Origin of the sequence: Paenibacillus sp. OV219 (assembly GCF_900110075.1) — a bacterium.
In the GTDB taxonomy this organism is placed as follows: domain Bacteria; phylum Bacillota; class Bacilli; order Paenibacillales; family Paenibacillaceae; genus Paenibacillus_Z.
The window spans coordinates 46,363-63,203 of sequence record NZ_FOCJ01000011.1 but is presented as its reverse complement, the minus strand read 5'-3'; the positions used below and the strand labels follow the sequence as shown (position 1 = coordinate 63,203).

Sequence of the window (16,841 nt, the reverse complement as noted above, 5' to 3'; positions counted from 1 at the left end):
TATATGGTTTGCGAGGAGAATACGGCATGAAGAAGATTTTTAAGGTCTTGAAGCTGCCAAAGGGGCCCCTTAATGCATTCGTACGCTTTATCGGACCTAACCCGAGAACATCCATGAATCCCGTCGAACGATCCCCTATTATACGTGAGGGAACCTTCCTAAGCCCGTTTACAACCGTGATTGGTGATGTCACCATTAACACAGGTGTTTTTGTCGCACCGAGTGCCACCCTTCGGGCAGATGAGGGCTCGCCCTTCTCCATTGGTTCAAACACGAATATCCAGGATGGAGTCGTTCTGCATGGACTAGCTCATGAATATGTTCAAGTTGGCCCCGCGCGGTATTCCATCTATATCGGCGAGAATGTATCCATCGCCCACGGCGCACTTATTCATGGTCCTTGTTTAATCGAAGACGATGTATTCGTCGGATTCAAATCCATTGTCTTTAATGCGATTGTAGGCCGCGGCTCCGTGGTTTCCATGGATGCCGTCGTGACGAATGGAGTTCGAATTGCAGCTAACCGTTTCGTTCCGCCCGGCGCCCATATTGATACACAGGTGAAGGCCGACTCGCTGCGCAAAGTACCGAAGGATCAACATGAATTCGCTCGTGAGGTCATTCGTGTCAATCGTGAATTCCCTCCGTCCTATAACGCACTATTTGGTACGCATCGGTGTTCGTGCGGGATCCCCTATAATCATACATCCCTGCTGAAATAATCCCTATACTGGGCTGCAAACGGCTGACTTCCTCGTAGTATCTAAGGGCACGAATGGAAACGCCCACGTCCGCAGATAGTTGTCCAATGCTGATTAATCCCTCCACGCGCTCCCTTTCCTCCTCCTTATGTAACAATCTATCCGCAGTATAATGTCTTCCGTCGCGGAAGAGTCAATAAAATAAAAAAAATACAGAGTAGCGGCATCCTTCTCACCGCACTCTGTACTAAATAATTAATTAGGCAAATTCCCCGATATCATGCTGGCCAACAATCAGCTTGGCCGGCTCCAGATACACTCTAGTGATGACAGGCTGCGTAATCAGATCAATCTCGATATCTGCAACCTTATAACGGGTGATTTTGCCCTCCCTACGGTCGTAGACGACGTCAAACTCCTTCAACCCCAATTGATGCGTAAGGACGGAGGAACCGATTGACAAGGCGGCCGTCTCATACTCCCCGTGCTCGAATACGACCTCTGAAATAATTTCATCATCCATATCCACAATCGTAACCCGCTGGCAAAACTGGTAGTGCATACATGAACCTCTCCTTCCAGTCTTAGATGTCGATGTACCTGAGCGCTTCATTCGTGCCATTCTCCTATTTTATCGGAAAATTCGGGTTACCTTATGAGTACTCTGTATACAAAAGAATCTTCCCCGTGCTATTCCTGCTCTCTATTCGTTGATGGGCGAGCGCAGCCTCTTTCAAAGGCAGCTTCTCACTGATCTTTATTTGTATTTGGTCGCTTTCTAACATACGTAATACGTGTGTGGAAATATCTTTTAACACTTCTGGCTGTTCTTTTCTTGTTGTTCCCAAACTAAACCCGAGCACAGAACGACAGCTTGAATGGAGATCGCCTGTTTGAAGTTGTCCATATTCACCACTGGAGTTTCCGAATACCACTAAACGGCCATAGTTGGATAGACATTTCATACTTTGCGCCGTAATCTCTCCGCCAATGGAATCCAATATAATAGGGACACCCTTACTGTCCGTTAATTCGTTAACGGTCTGTGCGAAGTCTTCATTGTTGTAGCATATGACATGATCCGCTCCGGCTTCTAATGCCGTAGAAATCTTGGTTGTATGACCCACAGTTCCTATAATCGTTCCTGCGCCTAATGCCTTTGCAACTTGAATCGCTGTTGTTCCTACTCCTCCAGAGGCAGAGTGAATGAGCACCTTATCCCCATCTTGCAGTTTAGCTACGTCCGTAAGCAGCTTGTAAGACAAGAAGGAGACAATGCCATATGATCCTGCAACATCAAAACCTATTGAATCCGGGATTGCAAAAGTTAAGTTCTCATCGGCAACAATGTACTCTGCATACGAACCATGATGAGGAAACGCCATGACTCGATCACCTACAACAAATGAGATTACTTCATCTCCAACTTGCTCAATAATGCCCGCTGCCTCTAACCCCGGAATAAATGGAAGCTTCCCTTGTCCTTTATTTCCATATCTCGCTTTAATATCTGCGTAATTTACACAGGTGGTCACGACACGAATTAATACTTGATTGGAACGTATGAGGGATTTCAACGTCTACATATTTCATATGGTCGGTTGAACCAAACTGCTCGACAACAATTGCCTTCATATCCATCACCCTCTTATAACAAAGGGCCGAGCTTGCGACCGCTAATGCGGGGCAAACCGGCCCTTCATTTTATTAATATTCGCCTTTTACGACAAAGAACGAGCCCCGGATCGTTCCAGCAAGCGCAGACTTCTGCCTCGCAAACTTAAACTTCGTTTCCAGCTCCTTCGGGATCTCCATCCCCTCCGAAAGCTTGAAGCCAACGGCCCGCTTCTTCGCATCATCAACGGTGTACATGACGTTAATCGAGAGACCATCCTCGTAGAAGACATACGCAAATTTAATATTTTCCACTTGAAAACGCGACGTTTCCAGAGGCTTAGCCGCAAACTCAATATTACGCTCTTGCAGAACTCGGTTCACATAATCAAGCGTGTCCTGGCTATTGCTAGCCGGCACGACCGTGAAGGCATGCTTGTATTTGTTCATAAAATAACGCGCCTCATTCGCACGCAAACCAGCAAGCGCATCAACGACAGGCGAAGACTCTAAGCCAACGGTAGATACATTTTTGAAATCAACGATGTAGGACATGTCCATCTCTCCTTTTCTACTACCAAATAATATACCACGTGCTCTCCTAGTCTAGTATTAACAATGTTACGGCAACGAAACCGTCTCGGCAGGAATCCGCCCTGATAGAATTGCGCCGTGGGCACCAGCGGTAGACTAAACCATATCCGAAGGGGTATTATTTTTGTGCCTGGCTCGTCCGGCTGTTGAGAAAGGAGAGTACTTATTGTCATGGTTTGGCGTCAATCGATATATAAGCTATTCGCATTCTTGTGCGTGATCTATATTCTATATGCGCTCGTTATTAATCTCTTCGTTCATCCTGGTGCCGAGGCTTTTCTAAGTCACAAAATTGGTTCAGAGCATGAGGTTAAGCCGGGAATCTGGTTAAAGGTGATGTCCATTCATGTCGGCTTCGCTTGTATTGCAATGGCATCCGGTCTGATCAATTTGGTTAGCCGCAATAGTGAGAAGCACCGCCGGTTTCACCGCCTGAACGGTTACGTTTATGTCGTATCCGTGGTTCTGGTCGATTTGTCCTCTGGCTATATGGCCCCCTTCGCCACAGGAGGGAAGATAAGCAGCATGGGCTTCAATCTGCTTAATATGCTCTGGATGGCCATAACAGTGACCGCGATTGTCCACGTTCGGAAGAAAAGGATCGTACAGCATCGCCGCTGGATGGTCCGAAGCTATGCTATCTGCTTTACGAATCTGCTGATCCATCTGTTCACCTTCTTGTTGCACAAGATGATCGGCATCACCTATGTAACTAGCTATATCATTGGGCTTTACGGGGCGATCGCGCTGCTTCTCGTTTTACCAGAAGTGATCTTCAGAGTGTCGAAAAGAAAAAAAAGAGCGGCGGTGTAAATACCACGCTCTGTCCATTCATGTCGCTTATTAGGTTATTGCGGAAGCAATGCTTTCGTTACATCTTGCAGTACAGCCAGATTTGCCATGTAGTAAAGCTCCGCTGCTCTGCCCAGGTTATTGCTTCTCTTCAATGCGATACCACAGCTCACAATACTCATACCCGTCTTGATTGCTGCAGTACATTTCGAAATTACCGCCGTCAATGATCTGATACTTGGACGTTTGCAGCCACTCGGAGAATATCCGGTTCTTCAATGCAGACAAATTGTAGGTGCCGCTTCCATTCCCGTCATTCAATGTCGAGAATACCGCCCACGTAGATGCCGGCACATCAACAACGGCGTAGCCATCGTACTTGCTCCCCGCTGACTTGTAGCACGACGGACAATATCGCCCAAATCGATGTAAACTTCAACGGTTTGTCCATTGTTTGTTTGAAACGAAATAATTCAATGAGCTGCACGTGCAACCGGACGGTCCCATAATCGCCGATTTCGTAGTACATTTCGTATCGCTAAACACAAGTGTTATGATACAATACGTATTGACATCGTGCTATGTACATAGGGAACAATCAAACCTATTTTGGAGGGATTCCTATTTCACAATCATTGGCCGTTTCGTTCAAAAAAGTATTAACCGCTCTGCTTGTTTGCGCTGTTCTGTTAGCGACCGCATCGCTTGGTGGTTCGTCCGCAGATGCAGTATCTTCGCCGGGGAACTTCCAAGTATACCTGAAGCTCGACGCCATTCCGGGGGAATCCGTCGCCAAGGGCTATGAGCAGTGGATTCCGATATCTGACGTCCACTTTGGCGTAGAAGTTCCGCTGTCCCTAACTGCTATCGGTTCCGGTTCCGGTTCCAGCAAGCCCCAATTCGACGGACTCTCCTTCTCGAAGTTATTCGACTCCGCCTCTATGCCTATTTTCCTCACGTCTGTGCAAGGAAAGACTATCAAGAACGCAACATTGGTTTTTGTCAAACAAGCGCCTACTCCCGTCAAGTTTCTAACCATTAACCTCAGCAATGTGTTCATCAGCAATTACTCTTTCGACGATACCGTCGAATCTATATCGCTCGCCTACGGCATTATCTCCATCGGCTATTCTTCGCAGAAACCAGACGGCACGCTTAACGCCTTGGTCAAGTCGGCATGGGATGTCACCAAAATGGCTCCAGCAACGCCAGTCATTCCATAACCTTGAATCATTTCATACCTCGCGGGGCATTCGGGATTCGTCCTCGGATGCCTCTTCGGGTTGCCCAGGTTGGCGAATTGTTCTTTCACTATGCTACAATACTGAAATTAAGGTTTAACATCAGGGAGGACATATTACACCCATGCTTATCATCGGAATTGCAGGCGGCACGGGATCGGGAAAAACGACGGTTGCACGCTCGGTCATCGAACATCACGGATCTGACAAAGTGACGTTTATATCGCAAGACAATTACTACAAGAACCACCCCCATCTCACATTTGCTGAGCGTGAGCTGCTGAACTACGATCATCCGCTCGTGTTTGAAAACGATCTTCTAGTCGAACACTTAAAGCTGTTGCGGGCTGGAGAAACGGTCTTCGCACCGATATATGACTTCACGTCGCATTCCCGCTTCTCAGATAAGACCGAGAAGCTTATGCCATACAACATCGTCATTATTGAGGGTCTTCACGTGCTATCTGATGAGAATCTTCGGGCAATGCTCGATATTAAGGTGTTCGTCGACACCGATCCCGACGTGCGCATACTTCGCCGCGTGCTGCGGGATATCGAAGAGCGCGGTCGGTCGATCCAATCCGTCCACGATCAATATTTGCAAACCGTCAAGCCCATGCACGAGGCATTCATCGAACCGTCCAAAAAATACGCCGATGTTATCCTCCCCGAGGGAGGTCAGAACGAGGTCGGTATCCGTCTGCTCTCGATTTTGACGGAGAAATATTTGCACGCTAAAGGCGAAGCAAAGTTATAAGAAACTATAAAAGCCGTGCTGCTAACCTTTGGGGTTGGGCACGGCTTTTTTAACATGTATTCGGATTGCAATGTATCACATTGAAGTAAATACCACTCCGCATTTAGCTTTGTTCCACGCTTCGAAGAATTCATCTATGGATGGATAGCGATGCTCTTTTTTCGTAAAGTCCAGCGCAATGTACCCACATTGGTTTGTATGGATATGAAACAATACGATTTCGCCAAAAATGCTGAGCTTCTTATCAAGCGGCAGGGCGATGAATTTATCGTATGAGGTAACCGTTGTCGATCTCCTTGTTTTCGATGATATGAATGAGGGACGGATGACGCAGATCCTCGTAGATCGAGACCGTTGATTGAAGCCGCGCAATGGCTGCACCCGTACTTACACTGCTTCTCACAGTTGCTGCGCCAGCCATCTTTAGGAAGAGCTTCTTGTGATCCGCTTGAACGCCAAAGCATAAATAGCCAGAGTCCTGCTGATCGAATACAGCGAAGACTTTGCCGTACTCCGATAAGAATGCAAAATCAAATTCCTCTTTCAGTTCAAATGCAACACCATCAATGATTTTAGTTATCATAGCTACCTCCCGAAGTTACCCCGGTCCTCAGAATCGCCCATTTTTTGGTGCATTAATAAATTCGTGCTTTAGAGCCAAGACCCCTTTTCGAGAGGTCTTTTTTGAATTGTGCTACTGGGCACATGCGGATTTTCATCAAACAAGGTAATATATTTAAAATACTACCTTTACTGTCATAGTACTATATCGTATTATACAGATGCGGGGTGATTATATGAGCGAGAACAAACTTACATCCGACCTACTGCGCGGACATACCGATACGATGATATTACGGCTCTTATCTGAAGCTGACCGCTACGGGTACGAAATCGTCAAGCTAATTGCCGAGCGCTCGGACGGGGACTACGAATTAAAGGAAGCTACGATGTACTCCAGCGTAAGGCGGCTTGAGGTTGACGGTGATATCGAGTGGTATTGGGGCGATGAATCTCAGGGAGGACGACGTAAGTATTTCAGGATTACCGAAAAGGGCAAAGAAACTTATGACCGTAACAAAAGCAATTGGGAGTACTCCAAGCGAGTACTTGAAAACTTATTATGAGGAGTGTTGAGTTATGAGTGAGAAATTGACTAACTATTTGAATGGTGTCTTCGCATCGTACGATGGAGTAAAGAGCGTCACTGAACTAAAGGCTGACCTGCTCTCCGACTTACAGGAGAAGTACCGTGAACTCAAAGCCGAGGGCAAGGACGAAGAAACAGCGTTTAATATGACCATTGAGGGTATCGGCGACATCGAAGAAACGATACTGGAGGTCGCCAACCTTTCACGTTCGTTGGAGCGGCAAGTGGTGACGAACTTTAGCGCGAGCCACTTGCCACTGAGCGACTTTGCTGGCGTTACTGCACATAAAGGACAATTTAATGCTAGTGCGTTACGCGGTTCCAACTTCGCAGGCGCAGATTTGACCGGCAGTTCGTTCAAGTCAAGCGACGTAAGCGAAGCTAATTTTGACGGTGCCAATTTGACTGACTGTAGCCTAAGCACTGTAGCGCTTACGGATGCAAGCTTCAATAAATCGATCCTTGTACGCACCAACATCAGTGTTTCGGGGATGGAAGGAACTAAATTCAAGGGCGCAAGACTGACCGATGTCACGATATCCAAGACCGACCTTAGAAAAACGATCTTTGAAGGTTGTATCTTTGACGGCGTGGTCTTCGAATATTCCGACCTGAGCGGTCAGAATTTTGAAGGTCAAACCTTTATCGGCGTGAAGTTTGACAAATCGGCAGTAAACGAAGTTTCGTTTAAGGGCGCTACGCTCAAAAATGTTTCTTTCAAAGCGTATTTCTCGTTGACCAATAAGTATTACCGTTCCATCGCAACCATTTGCTTTGACGGCGCAGTCATGGATAAACTGACGTACGCTTCGCTTAAAGGTATGGGTGCCAATTTGTCCAACGTTACTGTTCGATAAGGAGGGATTAGAATGTCAGCTAAATCCATTCAAGTAACTGGGCTGCAGAAATCCTACAAGCAGCTGCAAGTGCTGAAGGGCGTAGACTTCGAGGTGGAGAAAGGCAGTATATTCGCTCTGCTCGGCTCCAACGGGGCCGGTAAAACAACGGTTGTTAGAATCCTCACCACGCTTCTCCAGAAAGACAGCGGGACCGCCATCGTAAACGGATTCGATGTTGCAGCCAAACCCGACCATGTGCGGCAGGCGATCAGTTTAACCGGGCAGTTTGCCGCCGTGGACGAAATATTGACCGGACGGGAAAATCTGATCATGATTGCAAAGCTTCGATACTTGAGCAATCCCCGTCAGGTCGCGGACGATATGCTTAGACGCTTCGGCCTGACAGACGCCGCAGACCGCAGAGTCGCCACTTATTCGGGTGGTATGCGCCGCAGGCTCGACATCGCTCTCAGCCTTGTCGGAAAACCGCAGATTATTTTCCTCGATGAGCCAACGACTGGCCTTGATCCCGAGGCACGAATCGAGGTTTGGAAGATTGTAAAAGAGCTCGCGGACGGCGGCACAACGGTATTCCTGACCACGCAGTATTTAGAGGAAGCTGAGCAGCTTGCCGACCGAATTGCCATTCTGCATGAGGGCAAGATTATCGCCAGCGGCACGCTCTCGGATCTGAAGAAGCTGTTCCCATCGGCGAAGGTGGAGTATGTTGAAAAACAGCCGACACTCGAGGAAATCTTCCTCGCAATCATCGGTAAGAAGGAGGCGAAGTAAATGGAGGCGGTAAAGAAACATTTCTTCAGCGATCTAAGCGTAATGCTCGGACGTTCCATGCGCCATATTTCTCGCAGTATGGACACCATCGTCACGGTCACCATCATGCCTATTGCGATGATGCTGCTGTTCGTCTATGTTTTCGGCGGCGCCATTCAATCCGGTATGGATAACTATGTGAATTACCTGCTGCCCGGCATCCTACTAATTGCGATTGCTAGCGGCATCTCCTACACGGCTTTCCGCTTGTTTACTGATGTGCAACGGGGAATATTCGAACGGTTCCACTCCATGCCAATATCACGCTCCACCTTATTGTGGGGACACGTGCTAACCTCGCTAGTATCTAATGCCATCTCGGTTGTCGTCATCATTCTTGTCGCGTTGATAATGGGCTTTCGTTCGTCGGCAGGCGTACTGCCATGGCTTGCAGTAGCTGGCATACTCGCGCTGTTTACACTCGCATTAACCTGGGTAGCCGCAATTGCCGGACTTTCCGCCAAATCAGTAGATGGCGCAAGCGCCTTTTCCTATCCGCTTATCTTCCTGCCGTTCATCAGCTCCGCGTTCGTTCCAACCGAATCGATGCCAAAGGCCGTTCGCGCCTTTGCCGAAAACCAACCCGTAACCTCAATCGTCGAAGCCATTCGTGCGCTGCTGTCAGGCCAGCCAGTGGGCAACGATATTTGGACCGCTCTAGCTTGGTGCGTCGGGATTCTAATCGTAGCCTATTTCTTTGCAATGCGAGTCTATAAGAATCGGGTGTGAAACTATTCTCTACAAACATGAACCTATAATCAAAATGGCTCGGGGGCCTCGCAACAGGTCACTTGCTCACAACCTGTCATAGCCCCCGAACCCGCCTCTTTATATGACAATATCCCCTTGATTGATGATTATTCTATCAGCAGTCCCTTCCCTTTGTAACCTCCGCATAAGACATAACTCAGCAAGATTTCCTTCAACATTTCTGGCTCCCACCTCGATTTATTTTCGACATTTTACGGTTCCGTTCGCGTCATAGTATACTGAACAAAATTATCACTTTGCGGACGGAACGCATGAGCGGTGAAGCCCATGACATCGGTATGCGACATTTCCCTTTTGTCAGTGTATTGAAGCATGCTGTGTATGCTCTCTGTGTCTGTATTGCGACTCCATGTAAAATCATTCCTCGGACTTCCTGCCACAACTGTCACCCTCCCATGCGATACGAATGCAAGGCTGAGCTAGCAGCTTTCGCTTTGGCTTGCCGTGCGCTCGTCGCTTCTCGATATACATACTAACGTGGATACGGAGTCTTTCTTGCTGCACTTTCGAACGGGCACGAGAAATGCTGTTGTAGATGCTGCCGACTGAGGTATGGAGATGAGCGGCGATGTCTTGCGGTGACAATTGGTCCAAGAAAAACCGCTCGAACACTTCCTTCTCCCGACTCGTCAAGCAATGCAGCAGACCACGAATACCGTCAATCAGTTCCTTGCGCAGCAGAGCGGATGTTGGATCGACTGCCTGCCGGGCTGTTTCGAGCGCATTGCGGCCTAGACGGAATAGGATTTCGTCGATATCCCACTGTACATTCACTCTTTCCGCAGTTAGGACGGTGGTGGCCTGGTGGCCTGCGCTAGTTAGCTCTGCCCCTCCGTTTGGGGTGCCCGTCGTCCAGGCTGTGAACGGTCGTTCCTTGCCGTGAGGCCCTCCGCGGCGCAGCTTCATGTAAGCTTCATTGCGCACAATTCGCGACAGCCACCTGGAGAAGCGCTCCCCGTCCACCAGCGAGCCCAGCTTGAGGAAGGCTTTAACCAACGCTTCCTGCACGATATCCTCGGCCATATGCCAATCTTGGGTCATCGACTGCGCCGTGCCCATTGCCCTTGCCCGGTGTCGCCGAACAAGTTCGCCGAAAGCATCCGGATCGCCTTCCCTGGCCCTGGCTACAAGCTCCTTATCGTACGCTGGCTGCTGTTCGATCTGCAACATCCTCCCCCCTTTTGTCCCACATTATGTTTGATGCCAATTCGCCGAATTTTCTCACCGGGAGAATAAAAGTTCGTGTTTTGCTTAAAAATAAAGAGCTACGGCATCTACTCGCCGTGCTCTGTTATGAATTGATTATCTGAGCAGAGTCAGCGCAAGCCTCATCTTCTCTATATATGCGGCTTCCCCGCCTGTACACATGAACTTCACGTTCCCGCTCCCCAAGCCGGTATCGATACCATAGCGATTAAGTAATGCCGACAATCGACGAACAGTACCTGCGTTTCCATTGATGATCTGGATGTGGGGCGGAAGAACGTCGCGGAGAATATCTGTATAAAAAGGATAATGTGTGCAGCCTAATACGATAATGCCGTAATTGTCTAAATCATACGGGGCAAACTTTGCTCGGAAGTACTCCCCCAAGATGTGTTTATCAAACTGAAGCAATTCGCAATATTGGACAAGCTCAGGCATCGGCAACGAGTCCACAATTCCATTCTCATCCACGCGGGATACAAGCGCATAATATTTAGGCATCTGCAGCGTAAGTGGTGTAGCAAAAACAAGTACTCTCTTACCTGTATTTCGGTTCATCTCCACGGCAGGTTTGACAGCGGGCTCCATGCCGATAATCGGTAGCGAATACGTCTCTCTCAGCTCATTTATTGCAATGCTTGTCGCTGTGTTGCATGCAATAACAAGTGCATCGATGCCCTGCTGTATCATCGTCTCCACAGCTTCAAAGACGAAGGCACGCACCTCTTCCTGCGACTTGGTTCCGTATGGGACGTGCGTCGTATCAGCCATATAGAGATAATCCTCAGCAGGAAGAAGCCTCAGCGACTCCGCCAACACCGTAAGTCCGCCAATTCCAGAATCAAAAAAACCGAGTCTCATAGATGGTCAATTCCTATCGAATGTATTAGTTATTCTACTATATACAGCATATCGCGATTGAAGTACCTAGGGCAAGAAGAGAGAGCATAAACTTCAAGTCGGTGGCCGCACAAACCAAACAAAGGACCTGCATGCCTACCTCGTAAGTCGTGAAATGGATGGTACCAAGCATCATTCATAAAAGATAAAAGCGATGCATATAGCAGGAGTGAGAACACAAGATGAGGGGGCTTCAATATCGGAAAATACTGGCGATTTACCTCAATACTTGTCTTGATGTCGGTATGGCTTGTCGGCTGCGGGTCCGACGCCAAAGAGACCACGACCGTAACGACAGAGGAAGGCAGCGCGGAAGTGAGCAAGGACGGGGACAAGGTGACGGTGAAGTCAGACGAAGGCAACGTGACCATTACGACAGACGAGAACGCGAAGAAGTTGCCCAAAGATTTTCCGCAAGACATTCCCTTACCGGATGACGCTGCCATCGTAAATACGATTAATATGTCTTCCGATGCGATGAAGAGCTTTATGATTTCCCTTACGACAGGGATGAGCCTTTCGCAGGCAGCTGACTTTTACCGAGAAGCGCTCAAGAACGACGGCTACGAATTCGCGGATACGGTCGCTCAGGATCAAATTTCGTTGGTCGGGGAGAACGATACGTACAACATGCTTATCATCATTAAGCCGGATGTCGCGGATGCGGGACGGTCGTCTGTGATGATGACATTCGGTTCTTTGCAGAAGTGAACGCGAAAAGCCCGGGGCCGCCTAATGTGATGGCTCCGGGCTTTAATGTTTGTGTAGCGCATTCAACCGTTAAGGCGGACCCTCGACTTACGCATTATCTCTGGCTCTGCAAAGCCCAAGCTTCCACATCCCATGTTTTGGTTACCCAATCCTCATAAAATTCAGGCTCGTGAGAGACAAGCACGACGGTTCCCTTATAGGCTTGCAGCGCTCGCTTCAATTCGGCTTTGGCGACGATGTCCAAATGGTTCGTCGGCTCATCGAACAGGATCCAGTTGCTTTCTCGCATCATCAGCTTACAAAGACGAACCTTCGCCTGCTCTCCACCGCTGAGCTGATTAAGAGGACGTGTTATATGCTCGTTCTTCAAACCGCAGCGGGCAAGCGCGGCCCGGACCTCATGCTGGTTCATAGAGGAGAATTCATCCCATACATCCTCCAGCGGAGTCATCGTTGGCGCTTTGGATTCCTGCTCGAAGTAAGCAGGAGATAAATAATCGCCAAGATAGGTCTTGCCGTCCAGTGGAGGAATAACGCCAAGAATCGACTTTAAGAGCGTAGACTTACCGACTCCGTTGCATCCTACGATAGCGATCTTCTCGCCTCGCTCAATCACCATATCCATTTTAGGCAGGAGCGGCTTACTGTAGCCGATAACCATTCCCACTGCTTCAAATACAGTCTTGCCGCTTGTACGGGACTCTTTAAAGTTAAAGGTCGGCTTTGCCGCTTCCTCCGGCTTGTCGATGCGATCGATACGGTCGAGCTGCTTCTCGCGGCTCTTTGCGCGTCCAGAGGTGGAAGCGCGCGCCTTATTTTTATTAATGAATTCCTCTTGCTTCTTAATGTAGTCCTTTTGCTTCTCGTAAGCGTCGATATGCTGCGCTTTGTTCAGCTCAGACATCTCCAGAAACTTCTCGTAATTGGCCGAGTACCGGGTCATCTTCGTAAACTCAAGATGATAGATCACGTCGACGACTTGATTCATAAAGCCCGTTTCATGAGAGATTAGAATAAGTGCATGCGGATAATTTTTCAAATAATTCGTCAACCAGTTAATATGTTCTTCATCCAAATAGTTCGTGGGCTCATCCAGCAATAGGACGCCTGGCTTCTCAAGCAGCAGCTTGGCGAGCAGAACCTTCGTCCGCTGTCCGCCGCTAAGCGCCGTGACTTCGCGATCCAGCCCGATCACATTAAGACCCAGACCATTGGCCATTTCATCGACCTTTACGTCGATTAGATAGAAATCGCCGATTTCAAGCTCTTCTTGGATCTCTCCCATACGCATCAATAATTGATCCAATGTATCCGGGTCAGCATCGCCCATCTGCACGGTAATATCATTAAGCTCTTCTTCTAATACAAGCAAGGGCAAGAAAGCATCCTTCAATACGTCACGAATAGTTTTACCCGCTTCCAGCTTTGTATGCTGATCCAAGTAACCGTAACGAACGCGGGGCGTCCATTCCACTTTACCTTCATCCTTCAACAGTTTTCCTGTCAAAATATTCATAAGCGTGGATTTCCCCGTACCATTCGCACCAACCAGCCCGACACGTTCCCCCTCAAGCAAACGGAAAGACACATTCTTAAACAGGACCCGATCGCCAAACGTATGCGATAATTGCTCCACTGTCAACAAACTCATTTTTCTTTATCTCCATTCATGTATGCACCTGAATTACAACTTGCAATTTCTCGATTTACCCGAATCATTGTACCATAAAAACGTTCGAGCTATGTTGGTAACCTTGCCCGGTTTTACGGATACTTACAATTATTGAGTAAAAGACTACGTTCGGCAATCAAAAACAATAATGGCCGGAGCCACTAAAGAGTTGGACTGCCGGCCTTTATTATGTATATGCAGAGTAAGATGTTTGGCGAAATGAGCCATTCTTGGTTATAGGAAGAAAAGGCCCAACCTTGCATCACAAGGTTGAGCCTCCATTATGTTACGCTCGCGCATGATGGCGGCCAATCGGCACAACCAGAGGGGAGTCGGACACGGGATCGGGGCCGCACGACGATGTAATAAAAATTCACATACTGTTGTTTATAGATTTCTTCAACGTCTAAGGTCAAAAAAAGAACCGAGATCCACCTTATTACGGTGATTCTCGGTTCTTTTTTTAACTACAAGCTCTTAATAAGATAATATCATTTGTGATCCATCGGACTGTTTTCTAGTACAATTTCGAGGAAAAAAGGCCGGGAGACTCACCTTGGCGATGAGCTTCCCGACCCTTCATTCTCACGTAACTTTCATCATAACAATAAAACCTCAATACTGGGAAATCGCTTAGTGTCCCATCATGACGGGAGCATGGACTCCCTCCGTGCCGTCATCTTCCGAGGTTTTCGGCTTCCGGAGCGCGATTGCCAATAAGGCGCCTGCAACCGCAATGCAGGCTGCGATGAAGAACGTATCCCCGAATGCGGCTACGAGCGAGACTCCTTGATCGCCTTTTGAAGTGGCCATATGATCCGCCATTCGTGTACTCAAGTAACTTGCCAATCCCGCTACAGCGAACGAAACCACGACTTGCTGGGCAGCCGAAGTAAGTGGCGTTACCCGGTCTACGAGTCGTCTTGGAGCGGCTTTTAAGATGTGCGTATTCACCGGCATCATGGACAACCCCATACCTACGCCCATAATCATCGTCGCCGTGATTACGTATCCAGCCCCAGAATCGGCCTGAATTTGCGACATGTAGAACATGCCTGCCGCGACAAAAGCGATCCCGATCACGCATACGGCGCGTGCGCCGAATTTGTCAAACAGCTTGCCGCCGATCGGCATGAATACTCCTGTCATCGCGACTTGCGGTAGAATCATAAAGCCTGTCTTCAAAGGCGCATAATGAAACACCTGCTGCATGTACATCGGCACGAACAAGAACGACCCGAACAACGCCATAAACATTAACCAAGACGTAATGATACCGATTGTGAAGTCCGCGGATCTAAACACACGCAGCTCCAACAACGGTTGTTTATGGTTTAACTCAACCAAGATGAATAGCACCAAAGCAATACTGCCCACGATTAAGCTGACGATCGTATTTATAGATCCCCAATCCTTGCCGCCTTCGCTGACCGCATAAGAAAGGGTAGCGAACGCGATCGGCGCAAGCAGCATGCCCCAGAAGTCTAGAGCCGGCACGCTTCTGCGTTCCACTTTCGGCAAATAACGGAGACCGACCAGGATTGCGATAACGCCAATCGGCAAGTTAATCAAGAAGATCCAGTGCCAAGTCGCGTATTCCAGCAAATAACCGCCCAGCACGGGACCGAGCGCCGGTCCGAGCATCATTGGAATGCCGAGCATCCCCATGACTGCACCTTGTTTGTTAGGTGGAGCAAGCTTGAAGATGATCGCCATTCCGATCGGCTGCACCATGCCTCCGCCGATTCCCTGAATAATGCGATAGATAATCAGCTGTTCAGGCGTCGTGGCAAAAGAACAAAGAAGTGACCCCGCTGCAAACAAAAAAATCGTAATCAGAAAGATTTGTTTGGCGCCGAATCGATCCGTCAGCCAGCCAGCCAACGGAATGACCGCAGAAAGCGCCAGCGTGTAAGCCGTAATCGACCATTGCATCGTATTAACGGAGGCTTTAAAATCATCCATTAAAGTCGGCAAAGCAATGTTCATGACCGTACTGTCGAGAATAACCATGATCATTCCGACGACAACCGCCATTAGCGGTCCCATAATCGCTTTCATAGAGAACGGCGCGCCGTCTCCGGTTGCAACTGCATTCGAATGGTTAGACAACTTTTCCCCTCATTTCTTTTTTTTCCCTACCAATAAACGGTACTATTATTAGTAGTACTTTGCAACTACTTGAATAGTTAAAAATGAGTGAATGTCATCATTGATCCGCGTTGACGTAGATGCAAAAAATACAGAGCACCGACATATTCATGTCGAGCTCTGTATTGATCTTCATATACTGTTAATTGCCTTTCGGCTCTTCCTCGCCCCGAACGGCTAGAGACTTTGATGACCTAGATCGCCGCAGTAATCCATTAAGTAAGGCGATGACTTTGTCTTCTCATCCACTGGGTGGCTACCCATTTCCCCCCGATTACGACGGGATTTCCCGCATGCAGCGTTAGTTCATTTAAATGGTGATCGTTATAAAAATATTCAAAATAAACAGCACTGCCCTTTTTAGGCGTTACCGCGAATCGAAGCGAAGGGAAATACGTTTCGCCGCCTTCCTCCACGTCATTTAAATACATGACCATTGTGCTAATGCGATTGTTGACCACATTTCCGGATGTGAAATAGTCAAAATGTGGATGATACTCCTCACCGGATTTATAATGTAAAATTTGCAACGGTTCAGCATGTGAAACCGGTATATTCATTAGTTCAGAAACCCTGGTTTCTACTTTATGAATGCACTCATTTTCGTTTTCTTCGAAGAACATGCTGCTACTTGTCCTAATATCGCTTTGCACATGAGATTTACCGATTTTAGCTCGCTGTAATCGATTCTCAGCTAAAGCAATTAGTACATCACATTCTTCGTGACTTAAGACATTTTCCAATATCATAATAAGCGGTTCGTCAATTCTGCCGATAATACGAATCTCTTTATCTGTCGTCTTGATTGTATTTCCACACGAATTAAAAATCGTCTGCTCTTTAACGGTCATCTTCTCATCCTCCACTCTCAAGTACTGCATAAATAATTGAATGAAGATTATGTCCGTTCA

At 47.9% G+C, this 16,841-nt stretch carries 18 protein-coding genes and 2 pseudogenes; 9 read left to right on the top strand and 11 right to left on the bottom strand.

The window, feature by feature from the left end; all coding sequences use genetic code 11:
- The first annotated feature begins 26 nt into the window (after positions 1–26).
- Positions 27–722, top strand: coding sequence for an LbetaH domain-containing protein (locus tag BMY11_RS23185; RefSeq protein ID WP_090581852.1), 696 nt, complete (start codon positions 27–29; stop codon positions 720–722).
- On the opposite strand, the gene BMY11_RS29765 is transcribed toward BMY11_RS23185, so the two are convergent.
- The 4 genes and pseudogenes from BMY11_RS29765 to BMY11_RS23170 form a co-directional block, all read right to left on the bottom strand.
- Complete coding sequence (locus tag BMY11_RS29765; RefSeq protein ID WP_177182788.1) at positions 628–828, bottom strand: MerR family DNA-binding transcriptional regulator; 201 nt, start codon at positions 826–828, stop codon at positions 628–630. The genes BMY11_RS23185 and BMY11_RS29765 overlap by 95 nt on opposite strands.
- Positions 829–960: 132 nt before the next feature.
- Entirely contained in the window at positions 961–1,263 is a 303-nt protein-coding gene (locus BMY11_RS23180) for a hypothetical protein (protein ID WP_090581850.1), read from the bottom strand.
- A 91-nt stretch (positions 1,264–1,354) separates the two neighbouring features.
- A pseudogene (locus tag BMY11_RS23175) lies at positions 1,355–2,336 on the bottom strand (zinc-binding alcohol dehydrogenase family protein).
- A 72-nt stretch (positions 2,337–2,408) separates the two neighbouring features.
- Positions 2,409–2,870, bottom strand: a complete 462-nt coding sequence (locus tag BMY11_RS23170) for a phage tail protein (RefSeq protein WP_090581848.1) — start codon at positions 2,868–2,870, stop codon at positions 2,409–2,411.
- Between the two features lie 210 nt (positions 2,871–3,080).
- Between BMY11_RS23170 and BMY11_RS23165 the strand changes: the two genes are divergently transcribed.
- Positions 3,081–3,722, top strand: coding sequence for a DUF2306 domain-containing protein (locus BMY11_RS23165; RefSeq protein WP_090581846.1), 642 nt, complete (start codon positions 3,081–3,083; stop codon positions 3,720–3,722).
- A gap of 117 nt (positions 3,723–3,839) precedes the next feature.
- Here BMY11_RS23165 and BMY11_RS23160 read toward each other — a convergent pair.
- Positions 3,840–4,073, bottom strand: a pseudogene (locus tag BMY11_RS23160) (GyrI-like domain-containing protein); the annotation flags it as partial.
- A 209-nt stretch (positions 4,074–4,282) separates the two neighbouring features.
- Between BMY11_RS23160 and BMY11_RS23155 the strand changes: the two are divergent.
- Positions 4,283–4,924: an Hcp family type VI secretion system effector gene (locus BMY11_RS23155; protein ID WP_090581844.1), complete on the top strand. Its 642-nt coding sequence runs from the start codon at positions 4,283–4,285 to the stop codon at positions 4,922–4,924.
- A gap of 142 nt (positions 4,925–5,066) precedes the next feature.
- A complete protein-coding gene (udk, locus tag BMY11_RS23150) occupies positions 5,067–5,699 on the top strand; it encodes a uridine kinase (protein WP_090581842.1) in 633 nt (210 codons plus the stop codon).
- Positions 5,700–5,964: 265 nt separating this feature from the next.
- Here the strand turns inward: udk and BMY11_RS23145 are convergent, their stop codons facing one another.
- A complete protein-coding gene (locus BMY11_RS23145) occupies positions 5,965–6,282 on the bottom strand; it encodes a hypothetical protein (protein ID WP_090581839.1) in 318 nt (105 codons plus the stop codon).
- A 214-nt stretch (positions 6,283–6,496) separates the two neighbouring features.
- On the opposite strand from BMY11_RS23145, the gene BMY11_RS23140 reads away from it, so the two are divergent.
- Genes BMY11_RS23140 through BMY11_RS23125 form a run of 4 tightly spaced genes read left to right on the top strand, consistent with a single transcriptional unit; the run spans position 6,497 to position 9,248 of the window.
- Positions 6,497–6,826, top strand: coding sequence for a PadR family transcriptional regulator (locus tag BMY11_RS23140; RefSeq protein WP_090581837.1), 330 nt, complete (start codon positions 6,497–6,499; stop codon positions 6,824–6,826).
- 13 nt (positions 6,827–6,839) lie between these two features.
- On the top strand, positions 6,840–7,706 hold the full coding sequence (locus BMY11_RS23135) for a pentapeptide repeat-containing protein (RefSeq protein WP_090581835.1): 867 nt from the start codon (positions 6,840–6,842) through the stop codon (positions 7,704–7,706).
- A gap of 12 nt (positions 7,707–7,718) precedes the next feature.
- Positions 7,719–8,480 carry an ABC transporter ATP-binding protein gene (locus BMY11_RS23130; protein WP_090581834.1) on the top strand — a complete coding sequence of 254 codons (762 nt, stop codon included), beginning with the start codon at positions 7,719–7,721 and terminating at the stop codon, positions 8,478–8,480.
- A complete protein-coding gene (locus BMY11_RS23125) occupies positions 8,481–9,248 on the top strand; it encodes an ABC transporter permease (RefSeq protein ID WP_090581832.1) in 768 nt (255 codons plus the stop codon).
- Between the two features lie 399 nt (positions 9,249–9,647).
- On the opposite strand, the gene BMY11_RS23120 is transcribed toward BMY11_RS23125, so the two are convergent.
- Both BMY11_RS23120 and murI read right to left on the bottom strand, forming a co-directional pair.
- Positions 9,648–10,460 carry an RNA polymerase sigma factor gene (locus BMY11_RS23120; protein ID WP_090581830.1) on the bottom strand — a complete coding sequence of 271 codons (813 nt, stop codon included), beginning with the start codon at positions 10,458–10,460 and terminating at the stop codon, positions 9,648–9,650.
- A 132-nt stretch (positions 10,461–10,592) separates the two neighbouring features.
- On the bottom strand, positions 10,593–11,357 hold the full coding sequence (gene murI, locus BMY11_RS23115; RefSeq protein ID WP_090581828.1) for a glutamate racemase: 765 nt from the start codon (positions 11,355–11,357) through the stop codon (positions 10,593–10,595).
- Between the two features lie 276 nt (positions 11,358–11,633).
- Here murI and BMY11_RS23110 point away from each other — a divergent pair, with 276 nt between their 5' ends.
- Positions 11,634–12,107 carry a hypothetical protein gene (locus tag BMY11_RS23110; protein ID WP_090581826.1) on the top strand — a complete coding sequence of 158 codons (474 nt, stop codon included), beginning with the start codon at positions 11,634–11,636 and terminating at the stop codon, positions 12,105–12,107.
- A 94-nt stretch (positions 12,108–12,201) separates the two neighbouring features.
- On the opposite strand, the gene BMY11_RS23105 is transcribed toward BMY11_RS23110, so the two are convergent.
- The 3 genes from BMY11_RS23105 to BMY11_RS23095 form a co-directional block, all read right to left on the bottom strand.
- Positions 12,202–13,758: an ABC-F family ATP-binding cassette domain-containing protein gene (locus tag BMY11_RS23105; RefSeq protein ID WP_090581824.1), complete on the bottom strand. Its 1,557-nt coding sequence runs from the start codon at positions 13,756–13,758 to the stop codon at positions 12,202–12,204.
- A gap of 654 nt (positions 13,759–14,412) precedes the next feature.
- The gene (locus BMY11_RS23100) at positions 14,413–15,891 is read right to left on the bottom strand and encodes a DHA2 family efflux MFS transporter permease subunit (RefSeq protein ID WP_256217723.1); all 1,479 of its coding nucleotides are present in this window, start codon (positions 15,889–15,891) and stop codon (positions 14,413–14,415) included.
- A 254-nt stretch (positions 15,892–16,145) separates the two neighbouring features.
- Positions 16,146–16,781: a 2OG-Fe(II) oxygenase gene (locus BMY11_RS23095; protein ID WP_090581823.1), complete on the bottom strand. Its 636-nt coding sequence runs from the start codon at positions 16,779–16,781 to the stop codon at positions 16,146–16,148.
- Between the last annotated feature and the right edge of the window lie 60 nt (positions 16,782–16,841).